Origin of the sequence: Thioclava litoralis, assembly GCF_045278885.1 — a bacterium.
Taxonomy (GTDB): Bacteria; Pseudomonadota; Alphaproteobacteria; order Rhodobacterales; family Rhodobacteraceae; genus Thioclava; species Thioclava litoralis.
The window spans coordinates 2,654,192-2,672,573 of sequence record NZ_CP135443.1 but is presented as its reverse complement, the minus strand read 5'-3'; the positions used below and the strand labels follow the sequence as shown (position 1 = coordinate 2,672,573).

The window sequence follows — 18,382 nt, the reverse complement described above, 5'->3', positions numbered from 1 at the left end:
GCAAAGTTCTGATTGGCTTGCTAATCCATGCTCCCGGCCTCATTGGCTAACTATGTCGTCGGCAAAAGATAAAAGGGACAGAAAATGACCGAAGCCGCCCCCTATACCGAGGCCGATCTGGCGCTCATCAAACGCATGCTGCCGCATCGCTATCCGTTCCTGTTGGTGGACAAGGTCATTGACATTGTCCCGATGGAAAGCGGCGTTGGCATCAAATGCGTCACGTCCAACGAACCGCATTTCGAAGGCCATTTCCCGCAAGAGCCGGTGATGCCCGGGGTGCTGATCGTGGAAGCGATGGCACAGACCGCTGCTGTGATCACGGGCATTTCGAAGAACCTGATCGACAAGGATATGTCGGTGTATTTCATGTCGATGGATGGTGTGAAATTCCGCCGCAAGGTCGTGCCCGGTGATGTGCTGCGCATGGAGCTGACGCTCAAGCGTGGCGGTGGCAAGGTCTGGAAGTTCGAGGGCCGCGCGCTGGTTGATGGCGAGCTGGCCTGCGAGGCGCAGCTGACCGCCATGATGGCGACGGCGAAGTAAGGAGACAGGCATGGCGATCGATCCTACCGCCGAGATCCACGCATCTTCCATCGTGGAAGAGGGGGCCGTCATCGGCCCGGGCTGCAAGATCGGTCCTTTCTGTCTTATCGGCTCCGAAGTGGTTCTTGCGGCCAATGTCACGCTCAAGAGCCATATCGTGGTCACAGGTGCGACCGAGATCGGCGAGGGGACAGAAGTGTTTCCTTTCGCCTCTCTGGGACAGATCCCGCAGGATCTGAAATTCAAGGGCGAGAAAACGCGGCTGGTTATCGGCAAGCGGAACCGCATCCGTGAATATGTGACGATGAATACCGGCACCGAAGGCGGTGGCGGTCTGACCAAGGTGGGCGATGACGGGCTGTTCATGTCGTCCTGCCATGTCGGCCATGACTGCATCATCGGTGACCGGGTGATCTTGGTCAATTCGGTCGCTGTGGCGGGGCATTGCCATATTGATGACGATGCGATTGTCGGCGGGCTTTCGGGGGTGCACCAATGGGTGCGGATCGGGCGCGGTGCCATGATCGGGGCGCTGTCGATGGTGGCCGCCGATGTCATGCCCAATGCGCTGGTTGCCGGTCCACGGGCACAGGTCGAGGGGATGAACCTTGTCGGACTGCGCCGCCGTGGCACGGACCGCACCGAAATCAATGCCTTGCGCGATCTTTATAAGGCGTTGGGCGAGGGCAATTTCCGCGAGGTGGCCCGCGAACATAACGAGGCCGGACCGGAGAGTGAACTTGTGCGTGAAGTGCTTGATTTTATTCTGGGACCGTCGGATCGTTCGTTCCTGACGCCGCAACATAAATAAGGCCCGAAAGAGGATGGACGGACAGATGAACCCCAAGACGATTGCGCTGATCGCCGGTCAGGGAGCCGCACCGAAGCTGCTGGCGCAGGCTGTGCCGGGGCTGACAGTCTGCGAGATGGACGGGTTCCCCTGCGAGATCGGCGGCGAAGAGGTGATCCGCTTCCGCTTCGAGCGGCTGGTGCCCTTTCTCGACGAGCTTGTCGGGCGCGGGATCACCCATGTGGTCTTCGCGGGCGCGCTGAGCCGTCCGAAGATCGAACCCGAGATGTTCGATCTGAAAACCGCGCAACTTGTGCCGCGGATGCTGGGGGCTATGCAGCAGGGCGATGATGCCACGCTGCGCGCGGTCATCGAGCTGTTTGCCGAATGGGACATCCAGACGCTGGGCATTCACGAACTTCTGCCGCAGCTTCTGCCGCCTGCCGGATTGCGCCTCGGCGCGATTTCCGAACGCGACGAGAAAGACGCCGCGCGGGCGGCGGCGATTGTCGCGGCGATGGGCGCTGTGGATGTGGGGCAGGGTTGCGTTGTGTCGAACGGGCTCTGTCTTGCGGTTGAGGCCCAGCCGGGCACCGATGCGATGCTGGATTTTGTCAGCCTGCACAAGGCACTGAACCCCGGTGGCGGGGTCTTCTACAAGGCGCCGAAGCCGGGTCAGGACCGCCGGATCGACCTGCCGGTGATCGGTCCGCAAACCGTGGCGCGGGTCGCCAATGCGGGGCTTGCGGGGATTGTCATCGAAGCCGGCGGTGTGATGGTGCTGGATCAGGCCGCCACGGCGGATGCCGCGACCAAAGCCGGAATCTTCCTCTGGGTGCGCCCCTGATGCGGGTGTTCGTCATCGCGGGCGAACCGTCGGGCGACAAGCTTGGCGGCGCGTTGATGGCAGGGTTGAAATCGCTGGTGCCCGAGATTTCTTTCACGGGGATCGGCGGGGTGCATATGGAAGAAGAGGGGCTCGGGAGCCGCTTCCCGATGGAAGAGCTTTCGGTGATGGGGATCGCCGAAATCCTGCCCAAATACCGCGAACTCAAGCGCCGGATCCGCGAGACCGCCGAGGCCATTCTGGCGGAGGCGCCGGATGTGGTGATTTCGATCGACAGTCCCGATTTCTGCCTGCGCGTCCACAAGATCGTCAAAGCGACGCGTCCCGCGCAGAAGGTCGTGCATTATGTCGCGCCCTCGGTCTGGGCATGGCGGGCAGGGCGCGCGGCCAAGATGGCGAAGACCGTCGATCATGTTCTGGCGCTTTTACCGTTCGAGCCGCCCTATATGGAAGCGGCGGGGATGAGCTGCGATTTTGTCGGGCATCCGGTGGTGACCGAACCGCGTGCCACCGCCGAAGAGGCCGCAGCCTTCCGCGAAACCCATATGATCGGCCCGAACCAGCCCTTGGTGCTGTGTCTGCCCGGATCGCGCAAATCCGAAGTTGCGCGTCTGGGGGCACGGTTTGACGAGGCGCTGATGCAGCTACGCGACCGCGAGCCGGGCCTGCGGGTGGTGGTGCCGACGGTGCGGGGGGTCTCGAAATTCGTGCGGCAGATGACGGCCCGCTGGCCGGTTGCGCCCATCGTTGTCGAAGCCAGCGAGGACAAGCGCGCGGCTTTTGCCGCGGCCGATCTGGCGCTGGCGGCCTCGGGCACGGTCTCGTTGGAACTGGCCGCCAACCGCACGCCGATGGTGATTGCCTATGATGCCTCGCGCATCACATGGCATATCGTCTGGAATATGATGAAAATCGACACGGTAACCTTGGTCAATCTGGTCTCTGACACCCGTCAGGTGCCCGAATTTCTTGGCCCCAACTGTCAGCCGCGTCTGATTTCGGAAAAGCTGTTGCAGCTGCTGGAAGATCGCGAGGCCCGCGCCGGTCAGATCGCGGCGATGGAGCTGACCATGCAGCGTCTGGGCGAGGGGGGCGATCCTCCCGGTCTGCGCGCGGCGCGCTCGGTGCTGGGCTTTCTGGACCGCGCCTGAACGGATCCGGGTTTGATTGGGCCATAGACCTGCCAAACGGGAAAGGTCTCGGCCCCTGAACGTCCTCGGCTTTGCCCGCATCCCTCTTCCCTATGGGCGCGGGATCACATCGACCGCTTGCGTGGTCGTGGCCCCGCCCATAGACCGTAGCGCGCCGCGCACGGGGGCCACATCGGCATAATCGCGCCCGTAGCCCACCACGATATAATCGGTTCCCGCGAACTGGTTATTGGTCGGGTCGAACTCGACCCAGCCCATTTCCGATCCCGCCCATGCCCGCACCCAGGCATGCATCGCATCGGCCCCTTCCAGCCGCTCCTGTCCGGGCGGGGGATTGGTGCGCAGAAACCCCGACACATAGCCTGCCGGAATGCCGACCCCGCGCAGCGCGGTGATCATGATATGGGCGAAATCCTGACAGACCCCGCGCCGTGCGGTGAAGGCTTCGGTAGCGGATGTGTCGACGGTGGTGGCGCTTGCATCAAATTCCATCTCGCGGTGCAGCGCATGGCCGATCGCCTCGATGGCCTCAAGGGTGCTCATCTCGCGGATCAGGCAGTCCTGCCCGAAAGCGGTAATGGCGGGGCTGCGCAGGATACGCGCCGACGGTTGGGTGAAATGATGCGGCGCGACGGGGGCAAGGCTCGCCTGCTGCGCCAGCTCGCGCGGGAGGGTCTGCAGGCTTGCCGAGACATCCATCGCGCGCGGATCCTCTTTGCGCTCGACCTTGGCTGTGACCTCGAACCGCAGCGCCGAGACAGGGCGCGCCCATGCCACCTGACTGGCGGATGTGCCGAAATAATCGGTGAGATCATGGCGCTCGTCAGGGCGGGGCGTAACGACAAGGGCGGCGGTCTGCACCTCTTGCAGACCCGCCAGCCGCGCAGGCATCAGCCGCAGCATATTGCGGGCGCGATCCGTGGGGTAATCGTAATGGTATTCGATGACAAGTTTCAGATCATAGAACATCGGTCATCTCAGATAGGCGGTGGTCAGAAGGTCGGAGACCTGTCCCAATTCATGGCGCAGGTGGCGCAGGCGCTCGGGGGTCAGATCGTCGGGTTCGGCACAGCTGAATTCGGTTTCAAGCTGCATCAGCGCCCGCATCAGCGCATTGGGGCGGCCATGATCCATCGCATAGGGCATCCGCCGCGCCAGATCGCACATGCGCGTCATCAGAAAGGCCAGCGCGCGCGGGTTGTCGCCATCCAGCGCCAGCAGGTCCAGCACGGTGTCGCGGCTGGTTTCCACGCGGAAGCGCCGTTGATGGGTGATCACGCTGTCACAGACCTCGACCGCCAGATCCAGCCCGCCTTCGGGGCTGTCGGGGGCGGCGTAGAGTTCCAGCAGGGTGGTCGTGGCATCAGCGCGTTCCAGCGCCCGCCCGAAGGACAGGAAATGCCATGCGGAAAAGCGATACATATTCTCGTGCACCAGCCCCGAAAAACCGGTGATCTTGCGCAGGAAAACCGACATGGCGCGGGCGGCATCATCGCCCGGCTTTGCGGTTTTCTGCAAGCGCCGCGCCGTGGACAGAAGATCGCCAAGCGCGTTCCAGCCATCGGTGGAGAACCGGTCTCGCACCTTGGCCGCACAGCCCTGCGCCATCTCGAAACGTCCCAGAAGCGTGTCGGGGATCGCTTTCTCGAATGTATAGCCCACCGAGGCAAGGTAGCTGCGCATCAGCTTGAGCCGCGGATCGGCACTGTTTCCGGTGGCCGCCAGCCGCAGATGATAGGCGCGAAGCAGGCGGATCGCGTCCTCGGTCCGTTCGATATAGCGGCCCAGCCAATAAAGGTTGTCGGCAGCGCGTGCCGGCAGAATGCCCGGATCGCTGCGCAGGAAACGGCCGGTCTTTTCGGGGGCAAGGCTCTCTTGCGAGACCGGATGATCGGCCACGATCCAGACATCGGCCACCGAGCCGCCCCGCTGCATGGCCAGCGCCGTGGGGTCTTCGGAGCGTCCGATACGGGCATAGCCGCCATGCAGGAAGCGCCAGCCGGTTTCGGTGCGCGCGGCAAAGACCCGCACGGTCATCGGGCGGGGGGTGATCTGCGCCTCTCCTGCGGCATTGCGCGACCATGCAGGCGTGGTCGACAGCGTCACGGCTTCCTGTCCCACAAGGCTGCGGCCTTCCTCTTCAAGCCATTTTGTCACCGACTCACGGGCCGAGCCGCGAAACTGCCCGCCCAGAGCCGTGGTGGCATTCAGGTCAAAGGGCAGGTTCACCGCATAGGCGGAGCCGATCATCATCCGCTTGGCATTGGCGTTGACATAGGCACGGGCATCGGCGGCCCCGCACCACCATGTCGCGATATTGGGCAGGGTCAGCGGTTTGCCGGTCAGCACCTCGCAGATGCGCGGCAGGAAGGCCAGCATGGCGCGCATCTCCAGAATGCCCGATCCCAGCGCATTGGCCATGCCAAGATGGCCCTGCCGGATGGCCTCCATCAGCCCCGGCGTGCCGATCTGGCTGGTCTCGTCCAATTCGATCGGATCGGCAAATCCGGCATCGATCCGCCGCCAGAGCGCCCCGAGCGGCTGTGGCCCCGAGATGGTGCGCACTTTGGCCCGCCCGTCCTCGACGACAATATCTTCCCCCTCCAGCAGCGGGATGCCCAGATAGCGGGCGATATAGGTATGTTCGTAATAGGCTTCGTTCGAGGGGCCGGGGGTCAGGATTGCCGGTGTCGCGCGCAGGTGCTCGCGATCTTCGGCCAGCCGTTCGGACGCTTGCAGAAAGGCCCCGAAAAATCCGGCATGACGATGGATATAGGCGCGCGGGAACCGTTCGGGAAAGGCGCGCCCCGTGGCCATGCGGTTTTCCAGCGCGAACCCCGCCCCCGAGGTCGCCTGTGTCCGATCGCCCAGCACAAACCACGACCCGTCCGGCGAGCGCCCGATCTCGAAGGCCAGAAAATGCAGGTAATGCCCGCCCTTGGGCTTTACCCCCACCATCGGGCGCAGGAATTGCCTGGACCCCGCGATCAGTTCTGCGGGCAGGTGGCCTTGCGTCACCAGATCGGCAGGCCCGTAAAGATCGGCCATCACCTGTTCCAGAAGATCGGCACGCTGGGTCAGCCCCTCGCAGATACCGCGCCATTCCGCCTCGTGCAGGATAACCGGAATATGGCTGAGCGGCCAGCTACGTTCGGTCAGCGGGTCATTGGAATATTGCCGGTAGAACACACCCGCATCGCGCAGATACAGATCGGCGCGTTCGAAACGGGCCTCGATCTCCTCGGGCGAGAGCCGCAGGAACCGCTCGACAAAGCGGCGCCAGACCGGTCGCATCCGGCCTGTCGCGTCGAAAAGCTCGTCCGCCACTCCCTTTACGGGTGCATACCCTGCCAGCAGCGGGCTGGCAGGCGGGTTTGGTCTATCGGCCATCGCTTCGCCCTAAATGTTCTGCGCCTAGATCAGCCCGACTGGGCGGCGCAGGTCAAGCGTGAGCGGAAATTCGGGGTGGGGCTGTTCCACCTTTGGCACATAGGTGCCGGGTGTGTGGCCGAAGGGCTGGAAGCGCGCGAGACGCCGCGCCTCGGCCTCATTGGCATTGACGGGGAAGGTGTCATAATTGCGCCCGCCCGGATGGGCCACGTTATAGGTGCAGCCGCCAATCGCACGGTTCGACCAAGTGTCATAGATGTCAAAGACCAGAGGCGCATTGGTGGGCAGCGTCGGATGCAGCGATTCCGGCGGTTTCCACGCCTTATAGCGCACCCCCGCGACCGACGTTCCCGAGGTGCCCGTGGGGGTCATCGGCAGGAAGCGCCCGTTACAGGTGACCTTATAGCGGTCTTGGTGCAGAGAGGTCATCTTGACCTGCATCCGCTCGACCGAACTATCGGTATAGCGCACAGTGCCGCCAATCGCGCCGGTCTCGCCCAGCACATGCCACGGCTCCAGCGCCTGTTTGAGTTCCAGATGCACGCCCTCGACGGTGATCTGCCCGCAGAAGGGGAAGCGGAATTCTTCCTGCGCCACAAACCACGCGGGGTCGAAGTCATAGCCATGCAGGCTGAGGTCTTCCAGAAGCGAGAGGAAGTCCTGCCAGATAAAATGCGGCAGCATAAAGCGGTCATGCAGCACGGTGCCCCAGCGGACAGGGCGGCCCTCGATGGGCGATTTCCACGCGCGGGCAATGATCGCGCGGATCAGAAGCTGCTGGGCCAGCGACATGCGCGGATGGGGCGGCATTTCGAAGCCGCGGAACTCGACCAGCCCCAGACGCCCCGTGGGGCCATCGGGGGAGTAAAGCTTGTCGATGCAGATCTCGGCGCGGTGGGTATTGCCTGTCACATCAATCAGGATATTGCGCAAGAGGCGGTCGGTCAGCCAAGGCGGCACCGACATATGCGGCTGGATCTGGTGGAGCGCGATCTCAAGCTCGTAAAGACTGTCATGGCGGGCCTCGTCGATCCGTGGCGCCTGCGAGGTCGGGCCGATGAACATGCCCGAGAAGAGATAGCTGAGCGAGGGATGGCGCTGCCACGTCAGGATCAGCGATTTCAACAGATCGGGGCGACGCAGGAAGGGGCTGTCATTGGGGGTCTCGCCCCCGACCACCACATGGTTGCCGCCACCCGTGCCGGTATGACGCCCGTCGATCATGAACTTGTCAGCGCCCAGACGCGAGAGGCGGGCCTCTTCATAGATCGCTTCGGTCGTGGCCACGCAATCCTCCCATGAATGGGCGGGATGGATATTGACCTCGATCACGCCCGGATCGGGGGCCACGCGGATCACATTGAGACGCGGGTCATTTGGCGGCGCATAGCCCTCGATATGGACCTTCAGCCCCAGATTGGCGGCGGCGGCTTCGGCGGCCCGCAGAAGGTCCAGGTAATCCTCCAGCCAGACCACAGGCGGCATGAAGACACATAGCCGCCCGTCGCGCGGCTCGACCGAAAGGGCGGTGCGCACGAAACCGTCGATCTCGGGCGAGCCCTGCGGAACAAAGCCCTGCGTCACAGGCTCGGACGGGATGAAAGAGGCCATCGGCTGGCTGAGCCGTTCCGCCGGTTTCACCGGATCGCGCTTGGGCAGGGGCGGGCGCGGAATCGTCGGATCGGCGGGGTTGTGATAGGGGTATTGCGCGGCACTCAGATGTGGCAGCGAGGCCAGCGGCAGGCGGTAGCCTGCGGGGCTGTCACCGGGGGCCAGCAGCATCGCACCGCGCCGCAGCTTCCACTGCTCAGAGCGCCAGCCCGCACCGCCCGCCTTGGCCTGCCAACGCTGCACCGGCAGCACAAAGGCGGTGGGCGTGGTCAAGCCGCGATCAAAGACGCGGGCAATCCGATGGCGCGCCTCGGCATCTTCCAGTTTCGAATTCTTGGGCGTCACATTCTCGGGCAGCTGGGCTTCTTTCACCAGCCATTCGGCAGGGTCCTCATAGGCGGGGATGACATAGTTTTCATCGACATCCAGCTGATGGGCGATCTCGCGCATCAGCTCTTGCGCCTGATGGGGCGTGGCATCCTGCGAGGTGCCTTCGGGGGCGATCAGGTCATTATTGGACCAGACCGGCTGGCCATCATGGCGCCAATACAGCGAAAACGTCCAGCGCGGCAGGGTCTCGCCCGGATACCATTTGCCCTGACCGTAATGCAGGAAGCCACCGGGGGCAAAACGCGATTGTAGCTTGCGGATCAGCACATCGGCGCGGTCGCGTTTTTGCGGGCCGACGGCGGCGGTATTCCATTCCTCGGACTGGAAGTCATCAATCGACACAAAGGTCGGCTCGCCGCCCATCGTCAGGCGCACATCGCTTGCGACAAGATCGCGGTCAACCTGTTTGCCCAGATCATTCAGCGCGTCCCAAGCCTCGTCGGAAAACGGCTTGGTGATACGGGGATGTTCGGCCACGCGCGTGACCTGCATGTCGAAATCGAACGCGACCTTGGGCGTGCCATCGGCGGTGAAGCCCCCCGCAATCGGCGCGGCGGTGCGGTAATGAGGGGTGGCCGCCAGCGGGATATGGCTTTCGCCCGTCATCAACCCCGAGGTCGGGTCCAGCCCGATCCAGCCCGCGCCGGGCAGATAGACCTCGACCCAAGCATGCAGATCGGTGAAATCATGCTCGGTCCCCGAGGGGCCATCCAGCGCCTTCACATCGGGTTTCAACTGGATCAGATAGCCCGAGACAAAGCGCGCCGCAAAGCCCAGCTGACGCAGCACCTGCACCAGAAGCCAACTGCTATCACGACAGGAGCCCGACTTCAGCGTCAGCGTTTCCTCGGGCGTCTGCACGCCCGGTTCCAGCCGGATGGTGTAATCGACAAGGCCGGAAATCTGCGTATTCAGCCCGACCAGAAAATCCACCGTGCGGGTCTTCTGGCGCGGAATGCTAGCGACGAAAGCGTCCAGCAGTTTGGTGCTTTTTTCGGGCGTGCGATAGACTGCCAGATCGGCGGCATAATCGGCGGGGTAGTCGAACGGCCAATGCTCGGCGGATTCCTCGACGAAGAAATCGAAAGGGTTATAGACCGTCATATCGGCCACAAGATCGACCTCGATCTTGAATTCGCGCACGGGCTCAGGGAAGACGAAACGCGCCAGCCAATTGCCATAGGGGTCCTGCTGGAGGTTCACGAAATGCTCGGCAGGCGTCACTTTGAGCGAATGCGAAATCACCTTGGTACGCGAATGGGGCGCAGGCCGCAGCCGGATGATCTGTGGCCCAAGCATGACATTTCTGTCGTATTTGTAATGGGTAAGGTGATGAATGGATGCATAGATCGCCATGACGCGCTGTCCTTCCAAGGCTGTTAAGACAACCTAGGCAAGCCATGCGCGCAAGGGCCAGCGATTTCGGCGGGCCGCTGGAAGTTTCCCGCCGCCCGCCGGTGTGCGATTATTTTTTAGGCAGATTCAGATCAGTGCCATAAGGCCGATCCAGCCCATGATTTCGGCCACCTGCTGGCTGGCCCCCAAGACGTCGCCGGTCTGGCCGCTGATCTGGCGCCGCGCCAAAATGGCGACAGCCCCGCCGCCTGCCAGAACGCATAGCGCCACAACCGGTGCCATCCAGCCGGTCAGGCTCAGCCCCAGCGCGCCATAGAGCAGCGCCAGTGTCAGTGCCGACCGTGGCACCCCATGCGCGGCATGGCCCATCCCGTCCGTGCGGGCAACCGGCATGACATGCTGCCACAGCGCGATCTGTGCCCGCGAGGCCATCGACAGCGCGATCAGGGCTGCCGCCGCCAGATGCGGCCCGTGGGTGTAAAGCGTGGCAATCCCGCAGGCGCGCAGACCATAGGCCAGCACCAGCGCGGTCACCCCGTAGCTGCCGATCCGGCTGTCACGCATGATCTCCAGCTTCTTCTCGCGGTCGCGCCCGCCGCCCAACCCGTCGGCCAGATCGGCCAGCCCGTCCTCATGCAGCGCCCCTGTAAGAAAGGTCAGCGCAACCAGACAAATCAGCGCGGCGGCAAAGGCGGGCAGCCCCAGAAGGGCCGATAGCCAGAGGCTGAGCGCACCGCCAACCCCGATGACCAGACCGGCAATCGGATAGGCCCAGACCGTATGTCCCAGACTGATCCGTTCTTCGGGCAGGCGCCCTGCGGGCAGGCGCGACAACAGCATGATGGCAAGTTGCAGCTCGGCCAGACGTGCGCGGATCATTGTGCGGACACCGCCGGTTCTTCCGCCCCGTCGACCCCCGCTTCGGCAAAGGTGGCCATTCCGTTATGGCATTCCAGCGCCGAGCGCAGGATCCCCAGCGAAAGGGCCGCGCCCGTGCCCTCGCCAAGGCGCATGTCGAAATTGAGGATCGGTTGTTTATCAAGCGCCGCCAGCAGCTTGCGATGGCCCGGCTCGACGCTGACATGCCCCACAAGGCAATGCGCCAGAAGGGCGGGGTCTACGCCGTGAAGCGGGGCCGCCGACGCGGTGCAGATAAACCCGTCCAGCAGCACGGGGATACGATACATCCGCGCCGCCAGCACCGCACCGCAGATCGCGGCCTGTTCACGCCCGCCCAGTGCCGCCAGAATATGTTTGGCAGACAGTCCCTTATGGCGCTCCAGCCCGCGGCTGATGGCCGAGATCTTGCGCATCACGCCCGCATCATCCGATCCGGTGCCGCGCCCGACCCAATCACCGACCTCACCGCCAAACAGGGCCGCCGCCAGCGCCGCGGCAATGGTCGAGTTGCCGATCCCCATCTCGCCCAGAATCAGCACATCCGCTTCGGGGTCCACCGCCGCCGCCCCGCGATTGAGCGCGTCCAGCGTTTCGGCCTCGGTCATGGCGGGCGCTTGCGTAAAATCCGCCGTGGGCGTGTCCAGATCCAGCGCCACAGCCGAAAGTTCGGCCCCGTTGGCACGGCAAAGCTGGTTGATCGCCGCCCCGCCATGTTCGTAATTGGCCACCATCTGCGCGGTCACCGATTGCGGGAAGGGATTCACCCCTTGGGCACAAACCCCATGATTTCCGGCAAAAACAAGGGCCTGCGCCTTGCGGATATGCGGGCGCTCGCGGCGTTGCCAGCCCGCCATGAAGATCGCCAGATCCTCCAGCCGCCCCAAAGACCCCGGCGGCTTGGTCAGCTGGTCCTGACGGGACTTGGCCAGATCGGCCGCAGCATGATCGAAGACCGGCAGCTTGTCGGCCAGAACGTCCAGTTCGGACAGGGCGGAAAGAGGAAAGAGGCTCATTGCGGTTTGACCTTTAACGCATAGCCGCAGGTGACCAGATAGACCTCGTCTGCTAGCGCGGCTATTTTTTGATTAACGTGCCCCTGCGCGTCTCTGAAACGGCGCGCAAGAGCGTTTTCGGGGACGATTCCCATACCAACCTCGTTGGTGACAAAAACCACCGGAGATGTCAGGCGAGACAAAGTGGCAAGAAGCGTGTCCAGCTCCTGCGCCAGATCGCGGTCTTCCATCATCAGATTGGTCAGCCACATGGTCAGGCAATCGACAAGGCGCGGGGCGGTGCCATCTGTCTCGCGCAGGGCTCGGGCAAGATCGATCGGGGCTTCGATATCGCGCCAGCCCGTCACGCGGCGGGCACGGTGTTCATCGACACGCTCCTGTGTCTCGTCGTCCCAGATTCGGGCGGTGGCAATATAGATCGCGGGGGAGCCAAGGCGCTGTGCCTGCTCCTCTGCAAGGCGGGATTTGCCCGAACGGGCCCCGCCGGTCATTAGTATGATCTTGCTCATCGAGCGATGACAAAGCAGAAAAGGGCTGAAAAGCAAAGAGGAAGATTCATGTCGATCACGCCCGCGTCAGAGGCGACCGAGCTGGTTCTGATCCGGCACGCGCCTGTTATCGGGGATGGCTGCGTCTATGGGCGGCGCGATCTGGCAGCCTGCCTGCCCGCGCCCGAGCAGCTGGCGCGGATCGCCCTGACGGTGGGGGCGGTGGACCGGATCGTGGCCAGTCCCGCGCTGCGCTGCCAGCAGACAGCCAAAGCGCTTTGGCCCACAGAACCGATCACCCTGAACGCCGATCTGTGGGAGCAGGATCTGGGGGCATGGGAAGGGCGCGCCTATGCCGAGCTGCCCGATCTGGGGCCGCTGCCGCTAAAGGATCTGGCGGCGCATCGCCCCCCTGACGGGGAAAGCTTTCTGGATCTGGGGCAGCGGGTCATCCGCGCGATCGACACGCTCGCGGCGTCACCGGGGCGGATTGCGGTGGTCGCCCATGCGGGCAGTATCCGTGCTGTTCTGGGCTGGGCCACAGGCGCGCTGCAGGGTGGATTGCGCTTTGGCATCGACCCTTTGTCGCTCAGCCATGTGACAGTCCTGCGGCCCGAGGGGGCGGTGATTACCGCCGTGAACCGATGCGTCTGAGCGACCGCCCGATGGCGCGCCACGCCGCCGTTCGGGTCAGTGGCCATTTCGGGGAATTCCTGCAGGGGCGGCTCGGGCCTTCAGGGCCGGTGGCGCTGGTGTCGGTGCCTTGCGCGCCACTACAGGCGGTGCTTTCGGTGCAGCCGTCCCGCGTCTTCGGGCTGCATGATCCGATGCGGCTTTTGCCACGTGACGCGCTGCACCGGCTTGGACAGTTGCTGCGCCCGTTACGGGGTGGCCCGCTACGGGGGGGGGCGCTACGGGGGGGGGCGCTACGGGGGGGCAGGCTTCGGGGGCGGCTTAGGCTGGCCACCAATATGCTGCCCGGCGCGGGGACGGGGGCCTCGACTGCGGCCTTGGTGGCGGTGATTCGCTATCTGGCCCCCTGGCTGGCCCCGCAGGAGGTCATGCGGATCTGCTGGCAGATAGAGGGGGCAACCGACCCGCTGGCCTTTGTCGAACCCGCAGCGCAGCTTTGGGCCTCGCGCTTAGGGCAGGGGCTGGTGCCGCTTCCGGCCCCGCCGCCGATGCGCATCATTGGCGGGCTCTGGGGTGGGCCCGAACGGACCGATCCGGCAGATAGCCACTTTGCCGATCTCTGCGATCTGGTGCCACAATGGCACGGCGCGGCGCAGCGGGGCGACTTGCCGGAGATTGCCCGTCTGGCATCGTTGAGTGCGGCGCGCACGGCAGCCATCCGGGGCCCGACCGCCGATCCTACCGCACAGATTGCAAGCCAGCTTTCCTGCCTCGGCTATCTGCGCGCGCATACCGGTTCTGCCCGTGGGCTGATCCTCGAGCGGACGGCGCCGCCTGCGCAACGTCAGGCGGCACATGACAAATTGCGTGCGGCAGGATATGGGCGGGTGATGGAATTCACCCTTGGGGCCATGTCGCCGCAAGACGGGCGGAGAGAATGATGACAGGCGCGCTTTTGATGGTGATCGGGCTGGTGGCGGATGGCCTCTTTGGCTGGCCGCAGGCCGTGTTCCGCCGCATCGGTCATCCGGTCACATGGATCGGGGCCCTGATCAGCGCGCTCGAGCCGCGTCTGAACCGGTGCCACTGGTCCGACCGGCAGCGGTTCTGGGGCGGGGTGACGACCTCTGCTCTGGTGATCGGGGTCACCACGGGCATGGCCTGTCTGGTGCAATGGATGCTGCCCGAGACGTGGATCGGCACGCTTTTGCTGGGGCTATGCGCGTGGCCGCTGATCGCGGCGCGTTCGATGTATAGCCATGTGGCCGCTGTGGCGCGCCCGCTTTGTGCGGGCGATCTGCCGCAGGCACGGATTGCGGTGTCGATGATCGTCGGGCGCGATCCCTCCCGTCTGGACAGGGCGGGGGTCGCCCGTGCCGCCCTCGAGAGCCTCGCCGAGAACACCTCCGACGGGATTGTGGCACCGGTCTTCTGGGGTGTCGTGCTGGGCCTGCCGGGGATTGCGGCCTATAAGGCGATCAATACGCTGGATTCCATGATCGGCCATCGCAACGCGCGGTATGAGTGGTTTGGCAAATTTGCGGCACGGCTGGATGATCTGGTCAATCTTGCGCCTGCACGGCTGAGCGGGGGGCTTTTTGCGCTGGTTTCCGTGCCGATGCGCGCGCTGCGGGTGATGCGCCGTGATGCGGGGCTGCACCGTTCGCCCAATGCGGGCTGGCCCGAAGCCGCTTTGGCCGCAGGGCTTCAGGTGCGCCTGTCCGGTCCGCGCATCTATGGCACCCATATGGCCGACGAGCCTTTCGTGAATGCCGCGGCCCCCGATCCCGTGCCGCAGGATCTGCAACGCGGATTGCGGCTTTATCTGCGGGCGATGGGGCTTATGGGGCTCTGTCTTCTTGCTCTGGCCTTTGTCTGAAACGGCCCCTGTTCTGAAAGGTATCCTATGCGCGATCACGGCGGAAATCTCGATCAGGCGATGGCCATATTCGGGGGCGATGACTGGATCGATCTCTCGACCGGCATCAATCGCGTGCCTTATCCCGTGCCCGCGCTGCCGTCGCGGGCCTATACCGATCTGCCGACGCGCAGCGCGATGGAGGGCCTTCTGGCCGTGGCGCGCCGGACCTATGGCCTGAAAGACGCCGCGATTGCCGCGCTGGCCGGTGCGCAGGCCGCCATCCAGACCCTGCCGCATATCATCGGCGGGCCGAAACGGGCGCGGGTGCTTGGCCCGACCTATAACGAACATGCTGCCAGCCTGCGACAGGCGGGCTGGGAGGTGCAGGAGGTCACCACGATCGCAGAGCTGCGCGGGGCCGATCTGGCGGTTGTGGTCAACCCCAACAACCCCGACGGGCAGAGCCATCCCGCCACGACATTGCTGGCGCTGCGTCAGGAGGTCGGCGCGCTGGTGGTCGATGAAAGCTTTGCCGATCCGCGCCCCGATCTGTCAGTGGTGGCCCATCTTGGTGCGCCGGATCTGTTCGTGCTGCGGTCCTTCGGGAAATTCTACGGTCTGGCTGGGCTGCGCCTGGGCTTTGTGCTGGGGGCAGAGGCCCAGATTGCGCAGATCCGGCAGATGGCGGGTCCTTGGCCGGTTTGCGGTGCGGCGCTGGCGATCGGGCAGCAGGCGCTGGCCGATACCCGCTGGCAGCAACAGACCTGCGCGCGGCTGCATGAGGATGTCATCCGTATGGACAGCCTCGCACAGCGCGCGGGCTGGCAACGGGCGGGCGGGGCCGAACTGTTCCGGCTATACGAGACCCCCGATGCCACAGGCGCGCAGACCCGCCTTGCACGCGCGCGCATCTGGAGCCGGATTTTCCCGTGGCATCCGCGCTGGATCAGGCTGGGCCTGCCCGGTTCCGCGCAGGAATGGGCACGGCTGGAGGCGGTCCTAACGGGCGAGGGCCAGTAGCCCCGCCACATCCAGATGCGCTTCCAGATGGTCGGCAAGCCGGTCAAGCGTCGCCTCGACCAGCGCGCCGTGATTCATGCCGCTAGACTGTGCCCCCAGCGCGCGCAGCCATGCGCTGCGGAACCCGTCATCACCGAACATCCCGTGCAGATAGCTGCCGCTGACCCGTCCATCCGCCGATATCGCCCCCTCGGGCGTGCCCTCGACATAGGCAAAGGGGCGCGCCCTGTCGGGGCCATCACTGCGCCCGATATGGATTTCATAGCCGGAAAACATCGCGCCCGAGGTGGCATGACGGGCGCTGACGCGGGTCAGGCGCTTTTGCGCCACCATCTGCGTATCGACCTCCAGAAAGCCCAGCCCCGCCTCGGTGCCCGCAGGCCCTTCCAGCCCGTGCGGGTCCTGAATGCTGCGGCCAAGCATCTGGTATCCCCCGCAAATCCCCAGAATATGCCCGCCGCGCCGCAGATGGGCCTGCAGGTCGATATCCCAGCCTTGCGCGCGCAGGAAGGCCAGATCGCCGCGCGTCGATTTCGATCCGGGCAGAATCACCAGATCGGTGTCTCCGGGCAGGGCCTGACCGGCCCGCAGGATCGAGACCTGAACCGAAGGCTCCTGCATCAGGGGGTCGAGATCATCGAAATTGGCAATGCGCGACAGCCCCAGACAGACCACTTTCAGCCCCGCCCCTTGCGAGACTTTCGGCAGGTCCAGCGCATCCTCGGCAGGGAGGCGACCGGCCTCGGCAAACCACGGCAGAACGCCGAACCCGCGCCATCCGGTACGTGTCTCGATTAGCCGGTAGCCCTCATCGAAAAGCCGTGGATCTCCGCGGAACTTGTTGATCAGGAAGCCGGCAATCTGCGCCGCATCCTGCGCGGACAGAACGGCCTGCGTGCCCACGATCTGCGCGATGACCCCGCCGCGGTCAATATCGCCCGCCAGCACCACCGGCACATCCGCGGCACAAGCAAAGCCCATATTGGCAATGTCATTGGCGCGCAGATTGACCTCGGCAGGGCTGCCCGCGCCCTCGACGATCACCAGATCATGGCGGGCGCGCAAACGGTTGAAACTGTCCAGAACCGCGCCCATCAGGGACGGTTTCAGCGCGGCATAGTCCCGCGCGCGCACGGTGGTCAGGCGCTGGCCCTGCACCACGACCTGCGATCCCGTCTCGCTTTCGGGCTTGAGCAGGACAGGGTTCATATCGGTGACGGGCTCCAGCCCGCAGGCCAGTGCCTGAAGCGCCTGCGCCCGACCGATTTCGCCACCATCCGCCGTGACCGCTGCGTTATTGGACATGTTCTGCGGCTTGAACGGGGCCACCGTCAGCCCGCGCCGCCGTGCGGCCCTGCAAAGCCCTGCCACCAGCATCGATTTGCCGACATTGGAGCCCGCGCCCTGAATCATCAGCGCCACCATCACGCAGCCCTCCGGCCTGTCACGTCACGCTGCGCCGCGCCAGGGCAGCCCCGTCCCCAAGCCGCCGAGCACGGGCGGGACTGCACCGCATCTCGACCAAGACAGTGGCAGCTGGCTTCGGGAAATGCGGTGCGCCCACCTTCTGCCAGCTTCGGGACCCTGCCGAATGTGGCAGGAGCATCATGGCGTAACATCGTTAAAATAACCTTGTTTTCCCTCATCCCGAAAGCCCCGCATGTAAACTGGTCCGGCAGGGCTTCCCAAGGACGATGCGTCAAGCAAGCCTTTTCGCAAAAACGGCCCGCGATCGTTCAGAATTCCACGCCTTTCTGGCCCTTGATCCCCGAGCGGAACGGGTGCTTGACCAAGGTCATCTCGGTGACCAGATCGGCGACCTCGATCAGCGCGTCCTTGGCATTGCGCCCCGTCAGCGCCACATGGGTCATCGGCGGTTTCTCGTCGCGCAGGAAGGTCACGACCTCGTCGATATCCAGATAGTCATAGCGCAGCGCGATATTGATCTCGTCCAGCAGCACGAAACGGATTTCCGGATTGCGGATCAGCTCTTTCGCTTTTTCCCACCCGCGCTTGGCCATCGCGACATCTCGGGCGCGGTCCTGCGTTTCCCAAGTGAAACCTTCCCCCATCGCGTAGAACTGGCAGATATTGGAGAAATGCTCTTCGATCAGACGACGTTCGCCCGTATCCCATGCGCCCTTGATGAACTGCACGACAGCGCAGGGCATTTCATGGGCGATACAGCGCAAGATCATCCCGAAACCGGCAGAGGATTTGCCCTTACCTGCGCCGGTATTGACGATGATCAGACCTTTTTCGCCTTCCTTGGTGGCCATGATCTTGTCACGGGCGGCCTTCTTCTTGGCCATCTTGCTGGCATGGCGGTCGGCCATATCTTCGGGCGAGTGGGTCGTTTGCGATGTCTCGGGCATCGGGATCTCCT

At 64.3% G+C, this 18,382-nt stretch carries 16 protein-coding genes; 8 read left to right on the top strand and 8 right to left on the bottom strand.

Features of this window, described 5'->3' with window-relative positions; translation table 11 throughout:
• Positions 1–84: 84 nt before the first annotated feature.
• Genes fabZ through lpxB form a run of 4 tightly spaced genes read left to right on the top strand, consistent with a single transcriptional unit; the run spans position 85 to position 3,334 of the window.
• Positions 85–546 (top strand): 3-hydroxyacyl-ACP dehydratase FabZ, encoded by a 462-nt coding sequence (gene fabZ, locus RPE78_RS13160; protein WP_339107374.1) that lies wholly within the window; start codon positions 85–87, stop codon positions 544–546.
• A 10-nt stretch (positions 547–556) separates the two neighbouring features.
• On the top strand, positions 557–1,357 hold the full coding sequence (lpxA, locus tag RPE78_RS13155; RefSeq protein WP_339107373.1) for an acyl-ACP--UDP-N-acetylglucosamine O-acyltransferase: 801 nt from the start codon (positions 557–559) through the stop codon (positions 1,355–1,357).
• Positions 1,358–1,382: 25 nt separating this feature from the next.
• Positions 1,383–2,183 carry a UDP-2,3-diacylglucosamine diphosphatase LpxI domain-containing protein gene (locus RPE78_RS13150; protein ID WP_339107372.1) on the top strand — a complete coding sequence of 267 codons (801 nt, stop codon included), beginning with the start codon at positions 1,383–1,385 and terminating at the stop codon, positions 2,181–2,183.
• Positions 2,183–3,334, top strand: a complete 1,152-nt coding sequence (lpxB, locus tag RPE78_RS13145; RefSeq protein ID WP_339107371.1) for a lipid-A-disaccharide synthase — start codon at positions 2,183–2,185, stop codon at positions 3,332–3,334. The genes RPE78_RS13150 and lpxB overlap by 1 nt, the downstream gene beginning before the upstream one ends.
• Before the next feature lie 90 nt (positions 3,335–3,424).
• Here lpxB and RPE78_RS13140 read toward each other — a convergent pair whose 3' ends face one another.
• From RPE78_RS13140 to cobU, 6 genes are all read right to left on the bottom strand, one after another.
• A complete protein-coding gene (locus RPE78_RS13140) occupies positions 3,425–4,303 on the bottom strand; it encodes a transglutaminase domain-containing protein (RefSeq protein ID WP_406720812.1) in 879 nt (292 codons plus the stop codon).
• A gap of 3 nt (positions 4,304–4,306) precedes the next feature.
• Positions 4,307–6,724, bottom strand: a complete 2,418-nt coding sequence (locus tag RPE78_RS13135; RefSeq protein WP_406720811.1) for a circularly permuted type 2 ATP-grasp protein — start codon at positions 6,722–6,724, stop codon at positions 4,307–4,309.
• 24 nt (positions 6,725–6,748) lie between these two features.
• Positions 6,749–10,081: a DUF2126 domain-containing protein gene (locus RPE78_RS13130; RefSeq protein WP_406720810.1), complete on the bottom strand. Its 3,333-nt coding sequence runs from the start codon at positions 10,079–10,081 to the stop codon at positions 6,749–6,751.
• A 126-nt stretch (positions 10,082–10,207) separates the two neighbouring features.
• On the bottom strand, positions 10,208–10,960 hold the full coding sequence (locus tag RPE78_RS13125) for an adenosylcobinamide-GDP ribazoletransferase (protein ID WP_406720809.1): 753 nt from the start codon (positions 10,958–10,960) through the stop codon (positions 10,208–10,210).
• The gene (gene cobT, locus RPE78_RS13120; RefSeq protein WP_339107366.1) at positions 10,957–11,994 is read right to left on the bottom strand and encodes a nicotinate-nucleotide--dimethylbenzimidazole phosphoribosyltransferase; all 1,038 of its coding nucleotides are present in this window, start codon (positions 11,992–11,994) and stop codon (positions 10,957–10,959) included. Before cobT ends, RPE78_RS13125 begins: the two co-directional genes overlap by 4 nt.
• Positions 11,991–12,503, bottom strand: coding sequence for a bifunctional adenosylcobinamide kinase/adenosylcobinamide-phosphate guanylyltransferase (gene cobU, locus RPE78_RS13115; protein ID WP_406720808.1), 513 nt, complete (start codon positions 12,501–12,503; stop codon positions 11,991–11,993). Before cobU ends, cobT begins: the two co-directional genes overlap by 4 nt.
• 48 nt (positions 12,504–12,551) lie before the next feature.
• Here cobU and RPE78_RS13110 point away from each other — a divergent pair, with 48 nt between their 5' ends.
• Genes RPE78_RS13110 through cobD form a run of 4 tightly spaced genes read left to right on the top strand, consistent with a single transcriptional unit; the run spans position 12,552 to position 15,996 of the window.
• Positions 12,552–13,136, top strand: a complete 585-nt coding sequence (locus tag RPE78_RS13110; protein WP_339107364.1) for a histidine phosphatase family protein — start codon at positions 12,552–12,554, stop codon at positions 13,134–13,136.
• An 11-nt stretch (positions 13,137–13,147) separates the two neighbouring features.
• Positions 13,148–14,056, top strand: a complete 909-nt coding sequence (locus RPE78_RS13105; RefSeq protein ID WP_406720807.1) for a propanediol utilization protein — start codon at positions 13,148–13,150, stop codon at positions 14,054–14,056.
• Positions 14,056–14,994 (top strand): adenosylcobinamide-phosphate synthase CbiB, encoded by a 939-nt coding sequence (gene cbiB / locus RPE78_RS13100; RefSeq protein WP_406720806.1) that lies wholly within the window; start codon positions 14,056–14,058, stop codon positions 14,992–14,994. Before RPE78_RS13105 ends, cbiB begins: the two co-directional genes overlap by 1 nt.
• A gap of 27 nt (positions 14,995–15,021) precedes the next feature.
• Positions 15,022–15,996 (top strand): threonine-phosphate decarboxylase CobD, encoded by a 975-nt coding sequence (cobD, locus tag RPE78_RS13095; protein WP_406720805.1) that lies wholly within the window; start codon positions 15,022–15,024, stop codon positions 15,994–15,996.
• Here cobD and RPE78_RS13090 read toward each other — a convergent pair.
• Positions 15,976–17,421: a cobyric acid synthase gene (locus RPE78_RS13090; RefSeq protein ID WP_406721662.1), complete on the bottom strand. Its 1,446-nt coding sequence runs from the start codon at positions 17,419–17,421 to the stop codon at positions 15,976–15,978. The two genes, cobD and RPE78_RS13090, sit on opposite strands and share 21 nt — an antisense overlap.
• A 311-nt stretch (positions 17,422–17,732) precedes the next feature.
• On the bottom strand, positions 17,733–18,371 hold the full coding sequence (gene cobO, locus RPE78_RS13085) for a cob(I)yrinic acid a,c-diamide adenosyltransferase (RefSeq protein ID WP_339107360.1): 639 nt from the start codon (positions 18,369–18,371) through the stop codon (positions 17,733–17,735).
• Positions 18,372–18,382: the final 11 nt, after the last annotated feature.